Genomic DNA, 22,497 nt, shown 5'->3' with positions numbered 1-22,497 from the left:
CGTTCGGGCAGGTCGGCATGTCGGCGCTTCCCCCTCTCCTTCTTCGGCCCGAGGGCCGTTTCGGCGGCCCGAGGGCCACGTGCTCTGGCTGTGCGGTGGTGCGGTGGTACGGCGGTGCGGTACGGCCGGACGCGCACCAGGAGTACAGGCGCGCACCGGACGTACAGACGCTACGCGCGGACGCGCAGCCGCACCGGCGTACCGATGTAAACGTAAGACGTACCGCGCCGTCGTATCACGACGTTCCCTGACGTCGTATGACGACGGCCACGTCGTCCGGCTCTTCTCCCGCGCCGCGCGCTGTGCCCGCGGCGCGTTACTTCTTCACGCGCACCGTCTTCGTCGAGCGCGTCTCGAGCGTCATCTCGTCGGCCTCGGCGACGCGCGCCTTCAATCGAACAGTACCTGTCGTGGCGTCGACGACGTCCACCACCTTCGCGAGCAGTTTGGCGGTGTCCTCGTTGCCGGAGGCGCTCGCGAGCTGAACGGCCCGGCCGAGCTTGGCCGTTGCGCCGTCCAGGTCGCCGAGCTTGCGGGCGTCGAGGCCCTGCTGGATCACCTGGGCCAGTTCCGCCTGCCCGGTGTAGTGGGCGACCTGCGGGTTGATGGAGGTGGACGCCGCCATGTCGTCCGTCCACACGGCCCGCACCAGGCCCTGGGACAGGGTCTGGACGCCGCCGTCGGCGCCCGGCACCACCAGGGAGACGCGGGCCGCGAGCATCTCCTGGCCGAGTTCGGCGCCGGGGACGCGGACGCAGATGTGGTAGTCGCGGGACTCGTCGCCCCAGGATCCGGTCGGGTAGTCGCCCGCGCGGGGCCCGGCCTCGGTGCGCCGGTCGGTCAACTCCTCGACGGTGGGCGCCACTTGCTTCACGAAGACGATCTCCACGCCCATCGGCGTCCACAGCCGCAGGCTGACGTCGGCGACCTCCTTGCCCATGGCCGCCTCCATCATCCGCGTGAAGTCCGCGGACAGGCCCGCCGGATCGGCGACGATGTCGGCGGTGCCGAGCAGCGCCGAGGCGATACCTGTGACCTCTTTCACTTCCCAGTCGGTGCCGACGCCGCGGGCGTCACAGGTGAAGCGGCCCGCGCAGGCGTCGAGCGAGGCGCGCAGGGCGTCCGGTGACTCGTGTTCGTTGCGGCCGTCGGTGAGCAGGATGCCGTGCCGTATCGACACGTCCGCGGCGGCGAGCAGCCGGTCGGCCAGGCGCAGCCAGGTGCCGATGGCGGTGCCGCCGCCCGCGCTGAGGCGGCGCAGGGCCTCCTTGGCCTGGGCGCGGGTCTGCGGGCTCGCGACGGCGAGGCGGCCGCCGCCGGGGTAGACCTCCTTGGCGACGTGGGTGCCGCCGACGACGGCGAAGTGCACGCCGTCGCGCAGGGCGTCGACGGCGGCGGCCGTGGCGTCGCGGGCGCCGCGCATCTTGGTCGGCGGGTAGTCCATCGAGCCCGAGCAGTCGACCATGACCACCACGGCGGCGTCCGGGCCCTGGCCCGAGCCGTACAGGTGTGGCGCGCTGACGGCGGCCCCCAGGGTGCCGCCGCCGGTCGAGGTGACCGTGGCGATCGCGTTGACCTCCCGGCCGCCCTCCGGGAGGTACTCGTTCTGGTAGACGTCGACCGTGAACTGCGGGACGGTCGACTTCGAGAAATTGGCCATGGTTGCTGCTCCCCCTCAGGCGTTCCCACGGCGCTCCCACACGGTGGGCGCACGGATGAAGTGCGGGCGTACGGCGGCCCGCCTCGGGCCGCGTCCCGGCGCGGGCGCGCTGTCGCGCCCTGACCGCTAGGCCGATCCTGCCCCTCGCGGCGCGGCGGGGAACGGCAGGACCGCCACTGTTACGTTGTCGTGGCCCCCGCCGTCGAGCGCGTGCCCGACGAGGGCCTGGGCGCTGTGCAGCGGCCGCAGCGCGGCGTCGACGGGCACGGCCGCGGCCATCTCCTCTGCCGCCTCCGCGTAGTTCCACAGGCCGTCGGTGCACACCACCACTACACCCGGGCGGTCCGGCTTGAAGGAAGCGGTGTGCGGCTCCAGTTCGTACGCGTCGGCGCCGAGCCAGCCGGTGATGGCGTGGGCGCGCTCGTCCGCGTACGCCTCGGCCTCGTTCATCAGGCCCGCGGCCACCATCTGGGCGGCCCAGGAGTCGTCTTCGGTGAGGCGGACGGCGGGTCCGGTGCGGTCGACGGGCACCCAGTAGACGCGGCTGTCGCCGACCCAGCCGACGACGAGGGTGCCGTTGGTCACGACGGCGCCGACCAGGGTGCAGGCGGGCGCGTTCTGGTGCGGCTTGTGCTCGCGGGCCGAGGTGGGCTCGTCGGCGAGCGCGTTGACGGCCTCGGCGGCGGCGACGATCGCCTCGTGCATGGCCTGCTGCGGGTGGACGCCGCGCGGCAGGGCCGCCCGCAGGAGCGCCTCGGCGGCGCGGGACGCGGCCAGGGACGCCTCGTCGGGGCGGGTCGCCGAGGAGACGCCGTCGCAGACGATGGCGACGGCGGCGGGCGAGCCGTCGGGCAGGGCGGTGGCGGAGATCGCGAAGGCGTCCTCGTTGCGGTGGTGGCGCAGGCCCCGGTCGCTGACGGCGGCGACCGGGCCGAGCTCCTGCTCCATGTGGTCGCGCTCGCGCGGCTGGGCGTGCCCGCAGTTCTCGCAGTAGCCGTCCGGCGCGACGGCGCCCGCGCGGCAGGCGACGCAGACCTTGGCCGCCGGAGCGGGTGCGGCGGCGGGTGCGGCGGCAGCGGCGGGCTGGGGCGCGGGGGCGGGCAGCGGGTAGTCGTCGGGCTCCCGCGCGGCACCGTCTTCACCTGCGTGCCGCGGCGCCTCGTGCCGGGGCTCCTCGCGCGCGCCGCCGTGTGCCTCGCCGGGCGCGCTGCCCCGCGCGTCGCCCTGGGCGTGGGCGTCGCGGCTGTCCCGTACGCGCACGTCGTCCGCGTCCTGCGTGGTCCCCGTGCCGATGTCGCTCGCGCCCCGGGTGCCGTCGGGGGTCGCGGGCCACTCGGCGGCGGCCGCGGGCGGCTCCGCGGCGGCGGAGCGGGGCAAGCCGTTGATCACGAGCGTGGGGCGGTCGTCCGGCGGTACCGGGACCGCCGAGAGGTCGTAGCCACACGCGCCGCAGTACAAGTCGCCCGCGTCCAGGGGCCACTCGCAGCTGGGGCACGCGGACATCTGGTGCATCTGCGACATCCTCACACCCACGTCCGGGGGCGGAAACGGTTTGCCCGCTCCACCAGGTCGATCCTTTCCTCGCCGCTCGGGGCGAGCCGGGCGAGCGTCCGGTACGCGCGCTCCAGGCCGAACCGGAGGCCGCGCTCGTCCAGGTCGCTGCCGAGCAGTACGGTCCGTGACGTGCTGTCGCCCGAGACCGGCGACGGCGCGGTCGCGTGACCGGAGTGCCTACCGGAGAGTACCCAGTCAAGGGCGGTGCCGAGCACCTCGGTCGCGAGACGCTCCCTGCGGACCGCGTCGAGCCCGAAGCCCGCGAGCGCCTCCACCTGCCCCGCTGCGGCCGTCAGATCACCCAGGAACTCCGCGCCGGGGCCGCCCGCCGTGGCCAACGTCATACGCTGGCGCAGCCGCGCCCGCACCGCCGCGACCCGGGCCGCCGTGTAGTGGATCGACGACTCCGGCACCGACTCCAGGGTGCGCACGGCGCTCGCGCGCTCGCCCGTGGCCAGCTGCACCCGGGCGAGGCCGAAGGCGGCGCTGACGTAGCTCGGGTCGGTGGTCCACACCAGGCGGTAGTACTCGGCGGCGTTGTCCAGCTGGCCGAGGACCTCGGCGCAGACGCCGAGGGCGAGCTTCGGCGCGGGCTCGCCGGGGAACGCGTCGTAGATCGCGTCGAAGGACAGCGCCGCGTTCTCCTGGTCGCCGGTGGCGAGGGAGGCGACGCCGCGGTACCAGACGACCCGCCAGTCGTCGGGGTACTCCTTCTCCAGGGACTGAAGGGCGTGCGCGGCGGGGCCGTGCTCGCCGAGCGTGAGGCGGGCGCGCAGCTCGCGCAGGCGCAGCTCGGCCGAGCGCGCGGGCGCCGCCTGGAGCGCGGCGATCAGCTCGCCGCCGCCCGCGGAGTCCACGAGCCCGGCGAGGAAGCCCGCGTTGGGGTCGGTGGGGTCCACCCGGGGCACCGGAAGGGCCAGGGCCACGGCGGGCGCGTCCAGCGGCCGCACCGGCACCGGGGCGTCGGCGCCGTTCTCCCCCGCCGCGCCGCCGGGCCGCCCGGGGGCTCCGGCAGCGGCCGCGCCCGCGCCGCCGGGCGCGCCCCGCCTGCCGAGGACCGAGACCTCCCCCTCCACGTCCTCGAACAGCTGCGTGTCCGTCACCTTCACCTCGGGCCCGAACAGCGTCGAAAGGGCGGGCCGGGGCTTGCCGCTCTGCAGCGCCACGACCTCCCGCAGGACGCCGGTGAGCTGCTCGGCCATCTCCTGCGCGGAGGCGAACCTGCGGGCCGGGTCGGGGTCGGTGGCACGGACCAGGAAGCGGTAGAACGACTCGTACCGCTGGAAGACCTCGATGTGGTCGGGGTCGGGCAGCGCGTCCACGAAGACGCTGGTGTAGCCCTGGAAGTCGAAGGTGAGGACGGCCAGGGTGCGGGCGACCGTGTACAGGTCGGAGGCGACGGACGGGCCCAGCTCGGCGACTTCGGGCGCCTGGTAGCCCACCGTGCCGTAGATCGCCGACTCGTCGTCGTCCATGCGGCGCACGGCGCCCATGTCGATGAGCTTGAGCTGGTCACCGGTCTGGATGGCGTTGTCGACCTTGAAGTCGCAGTACAGCAGGTTCCTGCTGTGCAGATGACCGAGCGCCTCCAGGGCCTCGATGCCGTACGCGCAGGCCTGCTCGACCGGCAGCGGGTCGCGTCTGCCGCCCTCCGTACGGCGGCCGTTGGCGATCTCCTTGAGGGACTTGCCGCCCACGTACTCCATGACGATGTAGCCGTCCATGGAGCCGGTGCGCTGGTCCAGATGCTCGACGAAGTTGTAGATCCGCACGATGTTGGCGTGCTCGATCTCGGCGAGGAAGCGGCGCTCGGAGATCGCGGCCGCCATCGCGTCCTGGTCACCGGTGTCGAGCAGGCCCTTGAGGACCACCCAGCGGTCGGAGACCGCGCGGTCCACGGCGAGGTACACCCAGCCGAGGCCGCCGTGCGCGAGACAGCCCACGACCTCGTACTGGCCGTGCACCACGTCGCCCGGGTTCAGCTTCGGCACGAACGAATACGGGTGCCCGCACTTGGTGCAGAAGCCCTCCGTGCGCCCTGGCCGGTCGCCGCGCGCCCGGCCCACCGGGGCGCCGCAGTCCGAACGCGAGCAGAACCGCTTGCGCTCGGGCACCTCCGGGTCGCTGCGCACCGCGTGCCGCGGGTCGGGGCGCGGCACCTGCGGCACGGCGACCAGGCCCACGCCGAGCCGGGAGCGCGCCGACCCGCTGGTGGTCGAGCCCGAACTGCGCACCGACACCGACCGCCCCGAGGCGCGCCCCGAAAGGGAGCGCGACAGACGGCCCGAGACCGAGCGCCGCGAGGACTGGGAGCGCGAGGTGCGGGAACTGGCGCGCGAGGACCGGGAGCTGGCCGACGAACGGCCCGAACCGCCGGTGCCGCCCGTGCCGCGGCCCTCCCTGCCGCCGCCGGTGACGCCCGTCGCCGGGGAGCCCACCATGCCGTGCGGCGACACCACGGGGGCGAGCCCGCAGGTGTCGCAGTACAGCTCGCCGCCGCCGACGTCCTCGTACGCGCCCGTGCACCCGGGCCGCTGGCACGGACGCTGCCCGCTGCTGTGCTCACTCATACGTCCCCCTGCGGTCGGTGGGCCCGCCCGGCTGGGGGACCCTGGGGGCCAGCGCCTCGGCGGCGGCCCGCTGGTAGCGCAGCACCGCCTGTTCGGCGACGCGCAGGTCACAGGGCGCGCTCCACAGCATGCGGCGCGCGGTGTCGTACCGCTCGACGAGGAGCGGATCCTCGGCGAGGCCGTGCCGGGCGACCTTCGCCTTGTACGCGTCCAGGCGGCCGCGCAGCTCCGCGCGGACCGCGAGCGGCGCCGTGACGGCGGTCAGCGACTCGCGGGCGCGCAGGAGTTCGTCCTCGGCCTTGCGCTCCAGGGACTCAAGGAGCGGGGAGAGGCGGTGCCACTGGCCGTTCCTGCGGTAGTCGGCGGCCGCGGCCAGCTGCTCCTGCAGGGCCGTCGGCGGCCCGGAGACGGCGGGCACCTCGGACGCGGCGATCTTCGCGAGGACCTCGCCGCGCGCGGAGCGGGCCTCGGCGAGGGTGCGGTCCGCGCGCGAGAGCAGGTCGCGCAGCTTGCCGAGGCGGGCCTCGGCGTCCTGGCGGACGGTGAGGACGGCGTCGATCTCGCGGCGCACGTCCTCCAGGGCGCGGGCTGCGGTGTCGTAGCGGTCGGTGTGCGGGCGGCCGCCGCCGGGGGCCGAACTGCCCGGCGCGGGCTGCCAGAACGCCAGCGGGTCCGACACCACCTGCTGGCGCAGCAGGGTCAGCTCCTGGGTGATGGCCTCCAGGTCGTCGCCCGAGGGGTGCTCGCCGGGGCGCACGCCCACGGAGTGCGCGAGCTGGCGGGTGCGCTGGAGCTCGGCGGCGAGCAGGTCGATGCGGGCGGGCAGCGCCGACCACACGGCGTCGGCGGCGACGACGGTGTCCAGGGAGTGCGCGTACAGGTCGTTCATGCGCGCGACGAGCTCCTCCAGGGAGAAGCGCTCGGTGAGCTTCGCCGGTCCCGTAATGCTCGCGGCGGCGCCCGACGCGGAGCCGCCCGCGACCGTGACGCTCTGGCCGCGCAGCAGCAGCGTCAGCTCCGTCAGGTCGTCGCGGTTCGGCCAGCGCCTGCGCTCGCGCACCTCGCGGGCGGTGCGCAGGGCGCCCGCGTACGCGTCGAAGTACGTCCACAGGAGCGTGATCTGACGGTCCGTCGCCAACCACCGCTCCTCGGTGGTGCCGGTGAGACCGGCGCCTTCCAGGAGGCGGCGGCCCGCGTGGTCCTGCAGGGCGAGGAGCGAGGTCTCGATCGCCTCGTGCTCGGCGTCGAGGCGCGCCAGCGCACGGTCCACCTCGTCCCGGTCCATCACAGGGCCGGGGGGTCCCGCGACGCTCATCGATCACCTCTCCGCTGTGCGTTGCCGCTGCTTGGCCGGTCTGGCCGCAGCGCTCGTGCTTCCGTGCCGTGCTCCGTCGTACTTCTCAGTCCTTGTACTTCGGCTTCGGCGGCGTGTCCGAGCTGTCGCCGAGGTCCTTGGCGAGCCACTTCGCGTACGACTGCTTCCAGCCGTCCGCGCGGTAGTCGTCCAGGACGTCGTTCACGCGCCGCACCAAGTCGTCGGAGCCCTTCTTCATCGCCACGCCGTAGTACTCCTTGGTGAACGGCTTGCCCTTCAGCGTGACCGTCGGGTCCTGCGCGGCCTGGCCAGCGGCGAGCGCGCCGTCGGTGACCACCGCGTCCACCTCGCCCAGCTGAAGCCTTACCAGGCAGTCGAGTTGGTTCGGCACCGTGGTCCTGATGTCGGCACCGAAGCTCTTCGCCTTGAGGGCCTCCCACGCCGTGGAGCCCTCCGCCGAGCACACCTTCTTGCCCTTGAGGGAATCGTCGTAGCCGGTGACGCTGGAGGACTTCGGGGCGAGCACCTGCTGGCCGGTCTGGAAGTAGGCGGTGGAGAAGGCGACGTCCCTGATCCGCTCGCAGTTGATCGTCATCGTGCGGACGACCATGTCGACCTGGCCCTGCTGGATGGCGGGGACGCGCTGGTTGGTGGGGATGGCGCGGAAGATCACCGCCTTCCGGTCGCCGAGCAGGCGCTGGGCTATCTCGCGCGCGAGGTCGATGTCGAACCCCTCGAGCTCGCCCCTGTCCTCCTCCTTGTTCGGGTCGCGGTAGCCCCAGCGGTAGCTGTTCTGGTCGACGCCCACGATCAGCTTCCTGACCGGGCGCTTCTTGATCGCTTCGAGGACGGGGCCGTCCTTGTCGTCGGGGCGCAGGCTCGCCTCCGGCGTCTTGCACTTCTCTGCGCGCGCGGGCGCGGCCTGCTGCGTGACCCGGTCCGCGCCGTCGCCGGGGCCCGCGCTCGCCCGGCGCCCTTCGCCGTCGCTCAGCCGGGGCAGGACAAGGACGAGGGCGGTCGCGAGGAGACAGGCGAGCGCCATCGTGGCGACGCCTCCCCAGCCGCGCAGCCGCACCGCGCCCCGGCCGCCGCCCGGCCCGTCCCCGCCACGTCGCGTACGCATCGTCCGCGTGCCTCCCCTCTGCCCGTTGGCCCCGCCGGCCCTGGTCACCTGTACTCCGAAAGCCTGCGGCCGATGCCGATCACGGCGGCGGCCGCGCCGAGGACCGCGAGCAGGGCGGCGCCCACGGGCAGGCCCGTCATCGCGTCCTTGCCGTTCTCGGCGGCCCGCTGGAACTCGCGCTGCTCGTGCGTGAGCGCGGTGTCGAGGGCCGCGTCCACACCGTCGAAGAAGTCGCCCGTCGAACCGGCGCTCTTGGTGCCGATGATCTTGTCGAGCGCGCCCTCGTAGTCCCCGGCGTCGTCGTTGGCGCGGGCCTCCTTGTGGCGAGCCTTCCACGCGGTCACGTTCTTCGCGGCCTTGGCCACCGGGCCCTCGCCCTGGTCGTCATCGGCCAGGCGCGCGGCCTGCGAAAGCAGACCAGAGTCCCCGGCGAGCCGCTTCATCTGGTCCTGGTAGCCGACGTCGAACTTGTCCTTCACCGTGCCGTTCACGCTGACCGTCTCGGCGCCGCGGCTGACCAGCGTCAGGTTCTCGTTGCCCCGGGCCTTCAGGGAGCTGATCCGGGCGTCGTTCAGGACGTTCAGGGACCGTACGCCGTCGTCATAGGACTCGGTGAGCTGCGCGCGGGCCACGGAGTGGCCGACGACGAGCCACAGCAGGACCACCACGCCCGCCGTGGTCGCGGCGAGCAGGCCCGCGTTGAACACCCGGTTCGTGCGCAGGAAGTTGCGGCGCTGGGCCCACAGGAGCGCGCCCAGGGCGAGGGCGCCGAGGGCCAGCGAGATCCACGGATACGGCTTGGCGTCGCCGTAGTCGTCGTCCAGGCGCTCGTTCTCCGCCTTGTACAGCCGCTCGGCGGCCGGGAGCATGTCGCTCTGCATCGTCGTGTTCGCGTACCGCAGATAGGCGCCGCCCAGCGGCAGACCCTGGCGGTTGTTGGCGCGGGCCCGCTCGATCAGGGACGTGTACCGCGGGAGCAGCTTGTTGAGTTCGCTGATCGCGGCGGCCGGGGAGCCGTCGCCGCCGGAGCCCGCGTTCGCGGCGGCCCTCGCCAGCTTCTCGCTGGCCCGGTCGATGTCGCGCTGGTAGCGCTCGCGGATGTGCGCGGGCTCCTGGCCGCCGCCCAGGAAGCCGGTGGAGGCGGCCGTGTTGGCGTCCGCGAGCGAGCGGTAGATCGCGGCGGCGTCCGTGCTCAGGGGCTGACTGCGGTTCAGGACGCGGTCCGCGGCGTCCGCGCGCGACGTCGTCTCCCAGGCGGTGACCGCGCCGAACACGACGACCAGGGCGGCCAGTACGGCACCGATGACGCGCAGCCTGCCCGGTTCCGTGACCGCGGCCCTGCGGAGGCGGTCCACGCCTTCGGACCAGGCGGTGGCGCGGGTGGGGGCGGGCGCGGGCGTGTTCGGCGGGGTGGGCGCCGGTGTGGGTGCGGGCGTCTTGGGCGGTGGTGGTGCCTCGGGTGCTGCGGGTGGGTGTGTCACCTGGGCCTCGACCTCCCCCTTGGTCATCGGGCTTGGCGCCGTGTCCTCGCCCCCCTGGCCCCCGGGCTTGGAATCGGTGCTCGGCGGCAAGTATCGCCGCCGGGGTGGGGATCCGCACAGGGCTTGCCCCGATCTTGTGCGGATCGGGGGTGGGCGGGGCATCTTGGAACACGCGGGGAGCGGGTGTTCGGTTCCCTCGCGGTGCGCCCCAGGCCCGCCCCTTCCCGCTCCGGGTGCTGCCGCCCCCGTTCCCCCGCTCAACCGCTTTGGCGCTCCGCGCCTCGTCCTCAAACGCCGGACGGGCTGGATCTCCGCGCTGCGCGCTTGTCCTCAAGCGCCGGACGGGCTGGATCACCGCGCTTGCGCGCTTGTTCTCAGGCGCCGGACGGGCTGGATGTGCGCCTGCTCCGGCTGTTTTTCCCACCCACCCACCCACCCGAGAGCCGCTAGGTCGGGGAGTGCGGAGGCAGCCGCAGGTGTAAGGGTGGGCGGGTGGGAGATAGCCCGTCCGGCGATTGAGGACACCCGGGGTCAGGGGGTGTAGTGGGTGCGGAGGCGGGTGTACGTGGCGGGGGCCGCCGTCACGTGGTCCAGGGCCAGGAGGGCCGCGCCAAGCACCGGCGGCTCCGTGACGACGCGGGGCACGGCCTTCGGGGCCCGTTCGGCCAGGCGCAGCCGGACGCCGTCGTCCAGGCGCCGGTGGCGCGCGGCGAGCACGCTGCCGCCGAGGAGCACCGGAGCCTCCTCCTCAAGGAGGCCGAGGCGGGCGAGGGCCACCGTGGCCATGGCCACGACCTCCTCCGCCATCCGGTCCACCAGCGCCCCCGCGACCACGTCGCCGTCCGCCGCCGCGGCGAAGAGGACGGGCGTGAGCTCGTGCTGGCGCACCGCGGGGATGTGCCCGAGGTGCAGGGCCTCGATGAGGGCGTACATGGAGGGGAGTTCGAAGTGCGCGGGCAGGGCGCGCATCAGGGCGGTGGGCCCGCCGCGCCCGTCCTCGGCGCGGGCCGCGTGCCACAGGGCCTCCTGGGCGAGCCCGCCGCCCCCGCCCCAGTCGCCGGAGATCTTGCCGATGGCGGGGAAGCGGGCGGTGCGCCCGTCGGGGAGCATGCCCACGCAGTTGACGCCCGCCCCGCACACCACGGCCACGCCGCGCGGCTCCGCGTCTTCGAGCAGGCCCGCCCGCAGCACCGCGAAGGTGTCGTTGCGCACGCTGACGCTCGTACCCCAGCCGCGGCGGCGCAGCGCGTCCGCCAGCTCCCGTTCCTCCACCGGGAGGTCCGCGTTGGCCAGGCAGGCCGAGACGTGGCCCACCGAGGCCGCGCCGGCCTGGGCGAGGGCCCGGTCCACGGCGTCCGCGAGGACGTCCACGGCCGGTTCCACGCCGTCCTGCGGCGGCCGGAACCCGCCGCCGCGGGCCGTGCCGACGACATGGCCGTCGGCCGCGACCACCGCGACGTCGGTCTTGCTGTTGCCCGCGTCGATGGCGAGCACGGAACTCAGGCCCACGCCAGGTGCTCCCGGTTGTGTGCGATCAGCTGGTCCGTCAGGCGCTCCGCGTAGTCGTACTGGCCGATCAGCGGGTGCGCGAGGAGGGCCTTGAAGACGCGCTCGCGGCCGCCGTGCAGGGCCGCGTGCAGCGCCAGGTCCTCGTACGCCGTCACGTTCGCGATCAGGCCGGAGAACAGCGGGTCGAGGGCGGGGACCGCGAGCGGCCGCGCGCCCCGCGCGTCCACCGACGCCTGCACCTCGATCACCGCGTCGTCGGGCAGGAAGGGCAGGGTTCCGTCGTTGAGGGTGTTGACCACCTGGTACGGGCTGCCACCGCCGCCGAGGAGCGACGCGGCGAGGTCGACGGCCGCCTCCGAGTAGAAGGCGCCGCCGCGCTTGGCGAGCAGCTCGGGCTTCTCGTCCAGGGACGGGTCGCCGTACATCTCCAGCAACTGCTGCTCCATCGCGGCCACTTCGGCGGCCCGCGAGGGCTTGGTGCGCAGCTCCTCCACGACCGCGTCGTGCTGGTAGAAGTAGCGCAGGTAGTAGGAGGGGACGACGCCGAGGCGGTCGACGAGGCGCTGCGGCATGCGCAGGTCGGCGGCGATGGCCTCGCCGTGCTCGGCGAGGAGCTTGGGCAGCACGTTCTCGCCGTCGGGGCCGCCGAGGCGCGCGCCGAGCTCCCAGGTGAGGTGGTTCAGGCCCACGTGGTCCAGGTGCACGCGGCCGGGTTCGACGCCCAGGTGTGCGGCGAACTTCCGCTGGAAGCCGATCGCCACGTTGCACAGGCCGACCGCCTTGTGCCCGGCCTGCAGGAGCGCGCGGGTGACGATGCCGACGGGGTTGGTGAAGTCGATGATCCAGGCGTTCGGGTTGGCGCGGCGCACGCGCTCGGCGATGTCGAGGACGACGGGGACGGTGCGCAGGGCCTTGGCGAGGCCGCCCGCCCCGGTGGTCTCCTGGCCGACGCAGCCGCACTCCAGGGGCCATGTCTCGTCCTGCTGGCGGGCGGCCTGGCCGCCGACGCGCAGCTGGAGCAGGACCGCGTCGGCGTCGGCGACGCCCGCGTCCACGTCGGAGGTGGTGACGATCCGGCCGGGGTGGCCCTGCTTGGCGAAGATGCGCCGGGCGAGGCCGCCGACGAGTTCGAGGCGGTCCTTCGCCGGGTCGACGAGGACGAGTTCCTCGATCGGCAGGGTGTCCCTCAACCGGGCGAATCCGTCGATGAGTTCGGGTGTGTAGGTCGAGCCTCCGCCGACCACTGCGAGCTTCATGGGTGTCTCAGCCCTTTACTCCGGTGAGGGTGACGCCTTCGACGAAGGCCTTCTGTGCGAAGAAGAAGATGACAATGACCGGAGCCATGACCAGCAGGGTCGCCGCCATGGTCATGTTCCAGTTCACCATGTGGGCGCTCTTGAAGGACTCCAGGCCGTAGGAGAGCGTCCACGAGCCCGGGTCCTGGGCGGCGTAGATCTGCGGGCCGAAGTAGTCGTTCCAGCAGTAGAAGAACTGGAACAGCGCGATGGCCGCGATGCCCGGCTTGGCCATCGGCACGATGATCGTGAGCAGCGTCCTGAACTCGCCGCAGCCGTCGACGCGCGCCGACTCGATGTACTCCTGGGGGATGGTGAGCAGGAACTGCCGGAGCAGGAAGATCGAGTACGCGTCGCCGAACGCCATCGGGATGATCAGCGGCCACAGCGTGCCCGACAGGTGGAACTGCTGGGCCCACACCAGGTACATCGGGATCACGATGACCTGCGGCGGCAGCATCATCGTCGAGATGACGAGCAGCATCGCGGTGCGGCGGCCCCGGAAGCGGAACTTGGCGAGCGCGTAGGCGACGGGGATCGCCGAGCACACCGTGAACAGGGTGCCGAGACCCGCGTACAGCAGGGAGTTGCGCCACCAGGTGAGGAAGCCGTCGGTCTCGAAGACGGTCTTGTAGTTCTCCCAGTGCCAGGACGACGGCCACAGGTCGCCGCTCATCGCCTGGGAGTCGCTCATCACGGACGTCAGGAAGACGAACACGAAGGGCAGGATGAACAGGAGCGCCACGGATATCGCCACGGTGTGCACGGCTATCCAGTGCAGGATCCGCTTGCGGCGGGCGCGGGCGGCGGCCGGTCCGCGCTGGCGCGCGGAGGACTCCGTCGAGGGGGACGCGGGTGCGCTGAGTGTCGTGGAAGTCATGGTGGGATCAGTCCTCCGCCGAGAGCAGGCCCGAGCGCTTGCGCATGAGCAGCAGGGTCGCGGCCATGGCGATGGCGAAGAGCACGAGCGAGAGCACGCACGCGGCGCCGGTGTTGAAGTTCTGGAAGCCCATCGAGTAGACGAGCTGGGGGACCGTGAGCGTCGAGTGGTCGGGGTAGCCGGGCTGGATCACCGACCCCGGGCCGATGTTGACGCCGGAGGCGATCTTCCCGGCGACCAGGGCCTGCGTGTAGTACTGCATGGTCTGCACGATCCCGGTGACCACGGCGAACATCACGATCGGTGTGATCGAGGGCCAGGTGACGTACCGGAACTTCGCCCAGGAGCCCGCGCCGTCGAGTTCGGCCGCCTCGTACTGCTCCTTCGGTACGTCGAGCAGCGCGGCCATGAAGATCACCATCAGGTCGCCGATGCCCCACAGGGACAGCATCACCAGGGACGGTTTGGCCCAGTTGGGGTCGTTGAACCAGGTGGGCGCGTCGATGCCGACCTTGGCGAGGATCTCGTTGACCGGGCCCGTGCCGGGGTTGAGCAGGAAGACGAAGGCGACGGTGGCCGCCACCGGCGGGGCCAGGTAGGGGATGTAGAAGGCGGTGCGGAAGAACCCGACGCCGCTCTTGATCTTCGTCACGAGCAGGCCGAGCGAGAGCCCGAAGACCACGCGCAGGGCCACCATCACCACGACCAGCCACAGCGTGTTCCACAGGGCCGGGCCGAAGAGCGGCATCTGCTCGAACACGTACCGCCAGTTCTTCAGGCCCACGAACGTGGGTTCCTTGATCTGGTTGTAGTGCATGAACGAGAAGTAGACGGTGGCGATCAGCGGGTACGCGAAGAAGACGCTGAAGCCGATCAGCCAGGGGGAGAGGAAGCCGAGCACGCGCAGTCTGCGGCGCGCCGGGGGCGAGAGTGTGGCCATGGCGGTGCCCTCCTCAGTTCTCTGACTGGAGGTTGTCGGCGTCGATCTGGTCGTCGAGTTTCTTCAGGCCCTCGCGCAGGTTCTTCTGGTGGCCCGCCTCGACCCCGTACGAGAAGTCCCCGAACGAGTTGACGTAGGAGTTGCCGTTGGTGGTCGGGGGCAGGGCCTGGCTGTGCTCGCTCCGCAGGATCTTGAAGAAGGTGCGGAATTTCGGATCGGCGTCCAGCTTCGGGGACTTGAGGGCCGCGAAGGTGGACGGCACGTTGTGGATGGCGTTGGCGAAGTCCACGACCTGGTCGGTGTCGGCGGTCAGGAACTTCACCAGCTCCCAGGCGGCGTTCTGGTGCTTGCTGCTGTGCGCGATGCCCGCGACGGTGCCCGTGATGAAGCCCCGGCCGTAGGTGTCGGCCTGGTCGTCGGGCACCGGCAGGGGCGCCACGCCCCAGTCGAACTTCGCCTTGGCGTCCTTGAGCATCAGCCCGCGCCACTCGCCGTCCAGGAGCATGGCGACCTTCTGGGTGAGGAAGGCGTTCTGGCTGGACATCTCGTCGCCGAAGGTCAGACGGAACTTCTCCAGGTCGTCGAAGCCGCCCTGGGCGTCGATCAGACCGTTCGTGGTCTTGTAGTAGTCGTACGCGCCGGGCTCCTTCGCGAGCCGGGACTTGCCGTCGGCGTCGAAGTACTTCGGGCCCCACTGTGCGAAGAGGCGGTCCGGGCTGCCCTGGTAGAGGCGGAAGTTGGGCATGTAGCCGACCCGCTTGTACGAGTCCTTGCCGCTGCGCACGGTCAGCTTCTTCGCCGCGGCCTTCAGCTCCGACATGGTGCGCGGCGGGCGCGCGACACCCGCCTCGGCGAAGGCTTCCTTGTTGTAGTACATGCCGAACGCGTCCGCGAGGAGCGGGAGCGCGCACTGGGTGCCCCGGTAGCTCGTGTAGTCGAGCAGGGTCTGGGGGAACGTCTTCTTCTTGTCGAGCCCGGTCTTCTTCATGAACGGGTCGAGGTCGACCCACATGCCGGAGTCGCAGTACTGGCCGACGTTGTTGGTGGTGAAGGAGACCACCACGTCGGGGGCCTCGCCGCCGCCCGCCCTGAGGGCCTGGTTGATGGTGGCGTCGGTGACGTTGCCGGTGGCCTTCACATCGATGTTCGGATGCAGCTTCTCGAACCGCTCGATGCTCTCGTTGATCGCCTTGACTTCGCCGGGCGCCGACCAGCCGTGCCAGAACTTCAGCGTCACGGGCTTGGTCGGATCGTCGTCGTCGCTGCCGGTGCTCGGGTTGGCGCAGCCGGACAGGAGCAGTCCGGCGGCGGCGAGCGCGACCGGCACGCGTGCGCGTATGCGCCATCGCGGCATGGCGGGCTTCCTTTGCGGGAGGGGGAGACGGGGAGGCGCGGGGCAGGTGCCGGGGCCCGGTCCTGGCCCCGGGGCGGGGTGGCTCAGGCCGTGTCGAAGAGCGTGTCGCGGGCCTGGGTGAGGGCGGTGCGCAGGGCGCCGGTGAGGATCGGGTCGCCGTCCAGCTCGCTGATGCGCAGGAGCGGGCACGGCAGGGCGAGGCCGGTCAGCTCCTCGGTGACGCGCAGGCGCAGCTCCTCGCCGCCCGCCTGGGCCACCTGCCCGGACAGGACGACGAGTTCGGGGTCGACGACCGCCACGACCGCGGCGATGCCGGTGGCGATGTGGCGGGCGAGCTCGTCGCGCGCGGCGGCGTCGGCGAGCGCTTCGGCGAGCGGCTTGCCGCCCGCGCGCCCGCGGACCACGGAGCCGGAGACGAGGCTCTCGAAGCCGCCCCGGTACGCGCCGGGCGCGGCCCCGGGCCCGCCGCGAAGCAGCGGGGCGCCCGGCACCGGCATGTAGCCGATCTCGCCCGCGCCGCCGGTCGCGCCGCGCAGCAGGGTGCCGCCGAGCACGATCGCGGCGCCCACGCCCTCGTCGAGCCAGGCGAGCACGAAGTCGTCGTGGTCCTGGGCCGCGCCCTCGTACTGCTCGGCGATGGCGGCGAGGTTCACGTCGTTCTCGATGGTGACCGGGGTGCCGAGGACCTCGGCGAGTTCGGCGCGCAGGGTGCGCGAGTGCCAGCCGGGCAGGTGCGGGGCGTAGCGGAGCTGGCCGGTGTGGGGGTCGATGGCGCCGGGGGTGCCGATGACGGTGGCGCGCAGGTCGTCGTGGCCGAGCCCGGCCTGGGCGAGGGCGCCGTCGACGGCCTCGACGACGAGCTGGGCGGTGCGGTGGCGGACGTCCTCGGCGATGGCGTCGGCCTCGACGCGGAAGCGGCCCACTTCGGTGCCGGTGAGGTCGGCGACCAGGGCGGTGAGGCCGGTGGGGTCGGCGGACAGGGCGGCGACGCGGCCCACGGTGGGGTCGATCTCGTACAGGACGGCGTTCGGGCCCGGCCTGCCGCTCTCGCGGCCGGTGGTGCGGACCAGGCCCGCGCTCTCCAGGCGGCTGAGCAGCTGCGAGGTGGTGGGCTTGGACAGGCCGGTGAGCTCGCCGATGCGGGTGCGGGTGAGCGGTCCGTGGGCGGCGAGCAGGTCGAGCGCGGCGCGGTCGTTCATGGCGCGGAGCACGCGGGGCGTGCCCGGCACGCCGGGCGACCCGTTGGATGGGGTGGTTCCGGCCATCGCTGGCGACACCTGCCCTTCGGCTGCCCGCCTCCCCACAGCACTGTTAGGAAGGCTTCCTATTGGTTGCGAGGAACGTAAGCCGCCGTGAAGGACCCGTCAATAGCGGGCGCCCCCGAGGCAACCAAGTCGTTACCTGCGGGGGCGCGCGGTCGCCGGGGAAACGCCGGTGGGGGCGCCCCTGTGGTGCGGGGCGCCCCCACGCGGGAGACGGCGAGTGTGTCCGAAAACGGACGGACGCTCCGTGCATCCGCGGCGGACGGACGCTCCGCGCATCCGCGACGGACGGCGGACGCTACTTGGACAGGTTCGTCGGCGGCGGTATCGGCGAGGCCGTCATCGACTGCGGGGACGTCGCCGACGCGTACGCGGACGGCGCCGCCATGCCCGCCGTCGGGTCGGCGGCGGGCGCCTCCTCCAGGGCGAGCGGCAGGCCGCCCACGATGCGGATGCCCTCCGCGTCGAAGGCCCGCTTGATCCGCCAGCGCAGTTCCCGCTCTATGCCGAGCGACTTGCCTGGCATCGTCTTGGCGGCCACCCGCACCACCATCTGGTCGAGCAGCACGCTGTCCAGGCCGAGCACCTCGATCGGGCCCCACAGCTGCTCGTTCCAGGGCTCGTCCTTGCTCATCGCGTCGCCGACCTCGCCGAGGACCCGCTTGACCTTGTCCAGGTCCTCGTCCGGGCGCACCGTCACATCGACCCCGGCCGTGGACCAGCCCTGCGAGAGGTTGCCGATCCGCTTGACCTCGCCGTTGCGGACGTACCAGATCTCGCCGTCGTCGCCGCGCAGCTTGGTGACCCGCAGGCCCACCTCGATGACCTCGCCGGAGGCCACACCGGCGTCGATGGAGTCACCGACCCCGTACTGGTCCTCCAGGATCATGAACACGCCGGAGAGGAAGTCCGTGACCAGGTTGCGCGCGCCGAAGCCGATCGCGACGCCCGCGACACCGGCGGAGGCGAGCAGCGGCGCCAGATTGATCTCGAAGGTGCCGAGGATCATCAGCGCGGCCGTGCCCAGGATCAGGAACGACGCCACCGAGCGCAGCACCGAGCCGATGGCCTGCGAGCGCTGCCGCCGCCGCTCCACGTTCACCAGGAGGCCGCCGAGCGCGGTGCCGTCCACGGCCTGCGCCGTGCGGTTCATCCGGTCTATCAGCTTGGTGATGGCGCGCCGCACCAGCACCCTCAGGACCATCGCGATCACGACGATCAGCAGGATGCGCAGGCCGATGGCGAGCCAGGTGGACCAGTTCTCCTCGACCCAGCTCGCGGCGTTCTGGGCGCTCTCGTGCGCGTCGTCGAGCGTGGGCGCGACGGGTTTCTGCGTCTTCGTCGGGTCCGGGTCCGTCCCGGCGGCCGAGAGCACGGACAGGAACACGGCGGGTACCTCCAGGCATAGCGGTCTGCCCAGAAGATGCACCGGGCAGGCACACCACACTAACGGGGCATCGTGTGCCGATCGTTGCCATGTTCGACGGAGAGGCGGTGCTCACACTGTGAGCCCCGCCTCGTCACCGGTGGGGAAACGTGTCACCAGTGGGGTGTGGTCGAAAACACTTCAAGGCCGTTACCGGCACATGGTGGCGCCGCGACCAGGCATGAGGGGAAACTGACTACAGATCGTCCCGGCGCGAGCCACGCGCCGCCGGCGTACAAGGAGGCATCCGTGCCGCATGTCCTGGTCCTCAACGCGTCGTACGAGCCCCTCGGCGTCGTACCGCTCCGCCGCGCGCTCGTCCTCGTCCTGGAGAACAAGGCACTCTGCCTCGAGGAGTCCGGCGCCTTCCTGCACAGCGCGACCCGCACCCTGCCCGCACCCAGCGTGGTCCGGCTCAAGCGCTTCGTGCGGGTCCCCTACCGGGGGCCCGTTCCACTGACCCGCCGTGCCCTGTTCGCCCGCGACGGCGGCCGGTGCATGTACTGCGGTGGCGTCGCAACCAGCGTCGACCACGTCATCCCACGCAGCCGCGGGGGCCAGCACGCCTGGGACAACGTGGTGGCGTCCTGCCGCCGCTGCAACCACGTGAAGGCCGACCGGCACCTGCTCGAGCTCGGCTGGCGCCTGCGCCACAAACCAGCCCCGCCCACAGGTCTGGCCTGGCGCATCATCGGCACCGGGCATAGGGACCCGCGCTGGCTGCCGTACTTGCAGCCGTTCGGCGCGGACGACGCGATGGCCCGGATCGACGGCATCTCCGCCTAGGGGATCGATTCGGGCCTTTGTCGTACGGGCTGCCGTACGGGCAGTCGCGAGGCAGCCGTGTGGGCTGCCGCACGAGGGTGCCGTACGAGAGTGCCGTACGGGTGTCTCACCGGCGCGGACCTGGGCTTTCGCCCTGGTCCGCGACCGCGTAGGCCTCCACCGACCACAGCGAGTAGCCGAACCGCGTCGCCCGCCGCTCGCCCTGCACCCGCACGAAACGGGTGCCCGGCGCGTCCATGCGCACCGACTCGCGCCCGCCCCGGCCGTCCCGGACCGTCGCGGCCGACCGCCATGTCCTGCCGTCGGCCGATGTCTGCACGCGGTACGCCGCCGCGTACGCGTCCTGCCAGCGCAGCACCACCTGGCCGAGCCGCACCGGCTCCCCGAGGTCCACCTGCCACCAGGCGCCGTCGGTCGCGGGCGACGACCAGCGCGTCGCCGCGTCGCCGTCGTTGGCGGCCGACGCGGGGAAGTCCCCCGTCTCGTCGCCCGACGACGAGGCCCGCGCGCGCCGCGCCAGATCGGGCCCGCCGGTGCGCGGGAAGGCCCGCACCGCCACCGTCCGCGACGCGCCCGCGAACGTCACCGGGATCTCGTACGTGCCCGCGCGCGTCCCCGCAGGGACGCTCACGTCGAGCGGCACCTCGACCTCCGCGCCGCGCGGAAGGACCGCCGCCTGGGGCGCGCGCACCTCCACACCCCGGGGCGCCCCCACGCCGAGCGCGCCCCGCACGTCGTCCGGGCGCCGGGCGAGCAGCCGCGCCGTCACCCGCTCCGGGCCGCCGCCGATCTCCACGTCCACGTCCGCGCGGGCCAGCGCCAGGCGCGCGGCGGGCCCGTCGGCGAACCACGGCGCGAGATGGCGCACCGCGCCCGCGCCCCCGGCGCCGTCCGGCCCGGTCACCCGCACCGCGTCGGCCCGCACCTCCGCGCCCGGGCGGACCTCCGTCCACCCCGAAGGCGCAAGGGCGGCCAGGCGGTGCCAGCCACGCCCTGGCACGTGCGCCTCGACCGCGCCCCGGGTGCCGGGGTCCGTCAGGGCGGTCACGGCGGCCAGCGGGCGCGCCCGCCCCCAGCGGCTGCCGGGCCCGGCCACGGCGTGCTCGCTGTCGAGGCCCGCCCACGCCGCGTACGCCCGCTCGGCGCGGCGCAGGAACGGGCCGAGGACCCCCTTGCCGACCGTCACCCCGCCGGACCGCAGCCCGGCGCGGAGCCCCCGCAGGGTCCGGGCCGCGTCCCAGGCGGCGGCGCCGTCGCCCCGGGCGGCCGCCACCAGCATGTCGACGGCCGCCTCGCCCGCCGTCCCGTACCGCGCCAACTGCTCCAGCCAGGGCGCCACCTCGTCGGCGAGCTCGGTGCCCGCGAGGTGCCCGGGCGCCGTGCGCATCACGCCGAAGGCGGCCCGCAGCGGACGCGCGGCGGCCTCGACGCGGGCCGGGTCGGCCGTCGTGCGGGCCGTCCAGAACGCGCGCGCCAGCGGCCGCAGATACGCCGACTCCTCGGCCCCGAGCACCGACGAGGCGTCGTTGCCCGCGAGCGCCCGCAGCGCGGCGCGCGCCTTGGCGTCGGTGCCCGCCAGGTCCTCGATCGCCGCGTGCCAGGAGTCGCGCGGCCGGTAACCCCGGGGGTTCCAGGCGAAGTCGGCGGCCGTGAACAGCGGGATGCGGGAGGCGGCGGGCTGCTCCATGGCGTTGCCGAGCAGCCCCGCCGAGCCCTGCGCGACGGCGGGTTCACGGCCGGTGAAGGGGCCGAGGAACACCCGGTCCTGGGCGAAGTCGTTCACCGGGTAGTTGTCCATCGTGACCAGCTCATGCCCGCCGAACGCCCGCCGCGCGCCCGCGAGTTCACGCCCCGTGATGGTGCGCGGCACCACGCCCACGCCCGTCCACGCCACCCGCACCCCCTCGTCGAGGCCCCGGGCGAGCGCCTTTCGGTACGCCGTCGAGCCGTCCTGGAAGTACTCCGTCGGCATCAGCGTCAGCGGCCGCGCGCCCGGATGCCGCTCCGCCAGATGGCGGGACACGGCGTTCGCGACCCGCGCCTGCGCCGTCGCCGCCGCCCCCGGGCCCGAGCCGAAGGCCTCCGCGTCCTCGCCGCAGTGCCACTCGCTGTAGCTCACGTCCTGGAACTGCACCTGGAACGCCCGGAATCCGAGCGCCCACATGGCGTCGATCTTGCGCGTCAGGTCGCGCACGTCCCGCTCGGACGACAGGCACATCGCCTGGCCGGGGGCGACGGCCCAGGCGAGCGTCACGTGGTTGCGGGCCGCGCGCTCGGCGAGCGCGCGGAACGCGGTGCGCGCCGCCGCCGGGTACGGCTCGCGCCAGCGGGCCTGGCGGTACAGGTCGTCGCCCGGCGCGTACAGGTAGTGGTTCTGCTTGGTCCGCCCCATGAAGTCCAGCTGCGCCAGGCGCTGCCGGGGCGTCCACGGCGTGCCGTAGAAGCCCTCCGTGAGGCCGCGCACCGCCGTGGCGGGCCAGTCGCGGACGCGCACGGCGGGGATCAGGCGGGTCGCGGGGTCCGCCAGCTGCCGCAGCGTCTGGGCGGCGTGGAACAGGCCGTCCGGGCCGACGCCGTCCAGGGCCACCGTGTCGCGGCCCGCCACCTCGCCCACCGCGAGGCGGTACCCGCCGTCCGGCAGGTCCGCGCGCGGGGGTGACCCAAGGGCCCGCAGCGCCTCGGCCGCGCCGGGGCCGTCCGCGCGGACCACCAGGTGGGCGCCGGGCGGCAGGGGGGCGCCGTCGCGGACCTCGGTGATCTCGCGGGCGCCCGCCGCGCGCAGCAGCGTGCGCAGCGCCTCGACGGCGTGCGGGTCCGGTGTGCCTCCGGTCACGAGGACCACCGTGTCGCCGACGGTGACCGGGCCCGTCGTGCCCCGCTCCAGCGTGTGGGGCCGGGGCCAGACCGCCGGCGGATCCGTGGTGGGCCTCGGTGTCTCCGGGGCCCTGGGGGTGTCGGGCGGGGCGGCGGTCGCGGGGGGTGTGGTGGCGGTGAGGGTGCCCGCGATGACCGCCGCCGCGAGGGCGGCCGCGCCGCCGCCCCTGGTGTGCCGCAGTCGCATGGCCCCCTCCTCGTCACTGTCCTCACTCGACCGGTCACGTAGAGCTCTGACCTCACCACTGCGGCGGGCTCAGTGTCAACGCGGGTGGGTGCCCTGCCGGGGGCTCCCCAATCCCGCCCCTTTCCCGAAACCATGGGGCTCCGCCCCCTGGACCCCCGTATCGCCGCTTCGCGGCTCGTCCTCAAACGCCGGACGGGCTGAAGATCTCCGGCCGTGGCTGAGACGGATTCAGCCCGTCCGGCGTTTGAGGACGAGGCGCGGAGCGCCGAAAAGCTTTGAGC

15 protein-coding genes are annotated in these 22,497 nt (G+C 73.3%); 1 reads left to right on the top strand and 14 read right to left on the bottom strand.

Going from position 1 to position 22,497, the window contains the following annotated elements; translation table 11 throughout:
- Positions 1 to 316: 316 nt before the first annotated feature.
- From AC07A4_RS09110 to AC07A4_RS09050, 13 genes are all read right to left on the bottom strand, one after another.
- Complete coding sequence (locus AC07A4_RS09110; RefSeq protein ID WP_478595087.1) at positions 317 to 1,660, bottom strand: vWA domain-containing protein; 1,344 nt, start codon at positions 1,658 to 1,660, stop codon at positions 317 to 319.
- A gap of 126 nt (positions 1,661 to 1,786) precedes the next feature.
- Complete coding sequence (locus AC07A4_RS09105) at positions 1,787 to 3,181, bottom strand: protein phosphatase 2C domain-containing protein (RefSeq protein ID WP_478595085.1); 1,395 nt, start codon at positions 3,179 to 3,181, stop codon at positions 1,787 to 1,789.
- 2 nt (positions 3,182 to 3,183) lie between these two features.
- On the bottom strand, positions 3,184 to 5,784 hold the full coding sequence (locus AC07A4_RS09100; protein WP_478595084.1) for a serine/threonine-protein kinase: 2,601 nt from the start codon (positions 5,782 to 5,784) through the stop codon (positions 3,184 to 3,186).
- The gene (locus tag AC07A4_RS09095) at positions 5,777 to 7,099 is read right to left on the bottom strand and encodes a hypothetical protein (protein WP_478595081.1); all 1,323 of its coding nucleotides are present in this window, start codon (positions 7,097 to 7,099) and stop codon (positions 5,777 to 5,779) included. The genes AC07A4_RS09100 and AC07A4_RS09095 overlap by 8 nt, the downstream gene beginning before the upstream one ends.
- A gap of 85 nt (positions 7,100 to 7,184) precedes the next feature.
- Positions 7,185 to 8,222, bottom strand: coding sequence for a glutamate ABC transporter substrate-binding protein (locus tag AC07A4_RS09090; protein WP_478595079.1), 1,038 nt, complete (start codon positions 8,220 to 8,222; stop codon positions 7,185 to 7,187).
- Positions 8,223 to 8,266: 44 nt separating this feature from the next.
- Positions 8,267 to 9,730, bottom strand: coding sequence for a hypothetical protein (locus AC07A4_RS09085; protein ID WP_478595077.1), 1,464 nt, complete (start codon positions 9,728 to 9,730; stop codon positions 8,267 to 8,269).
- A 504-nt stretch (positions 9,731 to 10,234) separates the two neighbouring features.
- Positions 10,235 to 11,212: an N-acetylglucosamine kinase gene (locus AC07A4_RS09080; protein WP_478595074.1), complete on the bottom strand. Its 978-nt coding sequence runs from the start codon at positions 11,210 to 11,212 to the stop codon at positions 10,235 to 10,237.
- Complete coding sequence (locus AC07A4_RS09075; protein ID WP_478595072.1) at positions 11,203 to 12,468, bottom strand: 6-phospho-beta-glucosidase; 1,266 nt, start codon at positions 12,466 to 12,468, stop codon at positions 11,203 to 11,205. Before AC07A4_RS09075 ends, AC07A4_RS09080 begins: the two co-directional genes overlap by 10 nt.
- 7 nt (positions 12,469 to 12,475) lie before the next feature.
- A complete protein-coding gene (locus AC07A4_RS09070; RefSeq protein ID WP_478595069.1) occupies positions 12,476 to 13,387 on the bottom strand; it encodes a carbohydrate ABC transporter permease in 912 nt (303 codons plus the stop codon).
- Between the two features lie 7 nt (positions 13,388 to 13,394).
- Positions 13,395 to 14,327 carry a carbohydrate ABC transporter permease gene (locus AC07A4_RS09065; protein ID WP_478595066.1) on the bottom strand — a complete coding sequence of 311 codons (933 nt, stop codon included), beginning with the start codon at positions 14,325 to 14,327 and terminating at the stop codon, positions 13,395 to 13,397.
- 13 nt (positions 14,328 to 14,340) lie between these two features.
- Positions 14,341 to 15,681: an ABC transporter substrate-binding protein gene (locus AC07A4_RS09060; protein WP_478595063.1), complete on the bottom strand. Its 1,341-nt coding sequence runs from the start codon at positions 15,679 to 15,681 to the stop codon at positions 14,341 to 14,343.
- 83 nt (positions 15,682 to 15,764) lie between these two features.
- Entirely contained in the window at positions 15,765 to 16,946 is a 1,182-nt protein-coding gene (locus tag AC07A4_RS09055; RefSeq protein ID WP_478595060.1) for an ROK family transcriptional regulator, read from the bottom strand.
- A gap of 295 nt (positions 16,947 to 17,241) precedes the next feature.
- Entirely contained in the window at positions 17,242 to 18,330 is a 1,089-nt protein-coding gene (locus tag AC07A4_RS09050) for a mechanosensitive ion channel family protein (RefSeq protein ID WP_478595057.1), read from the bottom strand.
- A 288-nt stretch (positions 18,331 to 18,618) separates the two neighbouring features.
- On the opposite strand from AC07A4_RS09050, the gene AC07A4_RS09045 reads away from it, so the two are divergent.
- Positions 18,619 to 19,155, top strand: a complete 537-nt coding sequence (locus AC07A4_RS09045) for an HNH endonuclease (protein ID WP_478595055.1) — start codon at positions 18,619 to 18,621, stop codon at positions 19,153 to 19,155.
- A gap of 106 nt (positions 19,156 to 19,261) precedes the next feature.
- Here the strand turns inward: AC07A4_RS09045 and AC07A4_RS09040 are convergent, their stop codons facing one another.
- Positions 19,262 to 22,216 (bottom strand): beta-N-acetylglucosaminidase domain-containing protein, encoded by a 2,955-nt coding sequence (locus AC07A4_RS09040; RefSeq protein WP_478595052.1) that lies wholly within the window; start codon positions 22,214 to 22,216, stop codon positions 19,262 to 19,264.
- Between the last annotated feature and the right edge of the window lie 281 nt (positions 22,217 to 22,497).

This window comes from Streptomyces sp. NPDC043996 (genome assembly GCF_056435225.1).
This window is presented reverse-complemented; position numbering and strand designations above follow the sequence as displayed.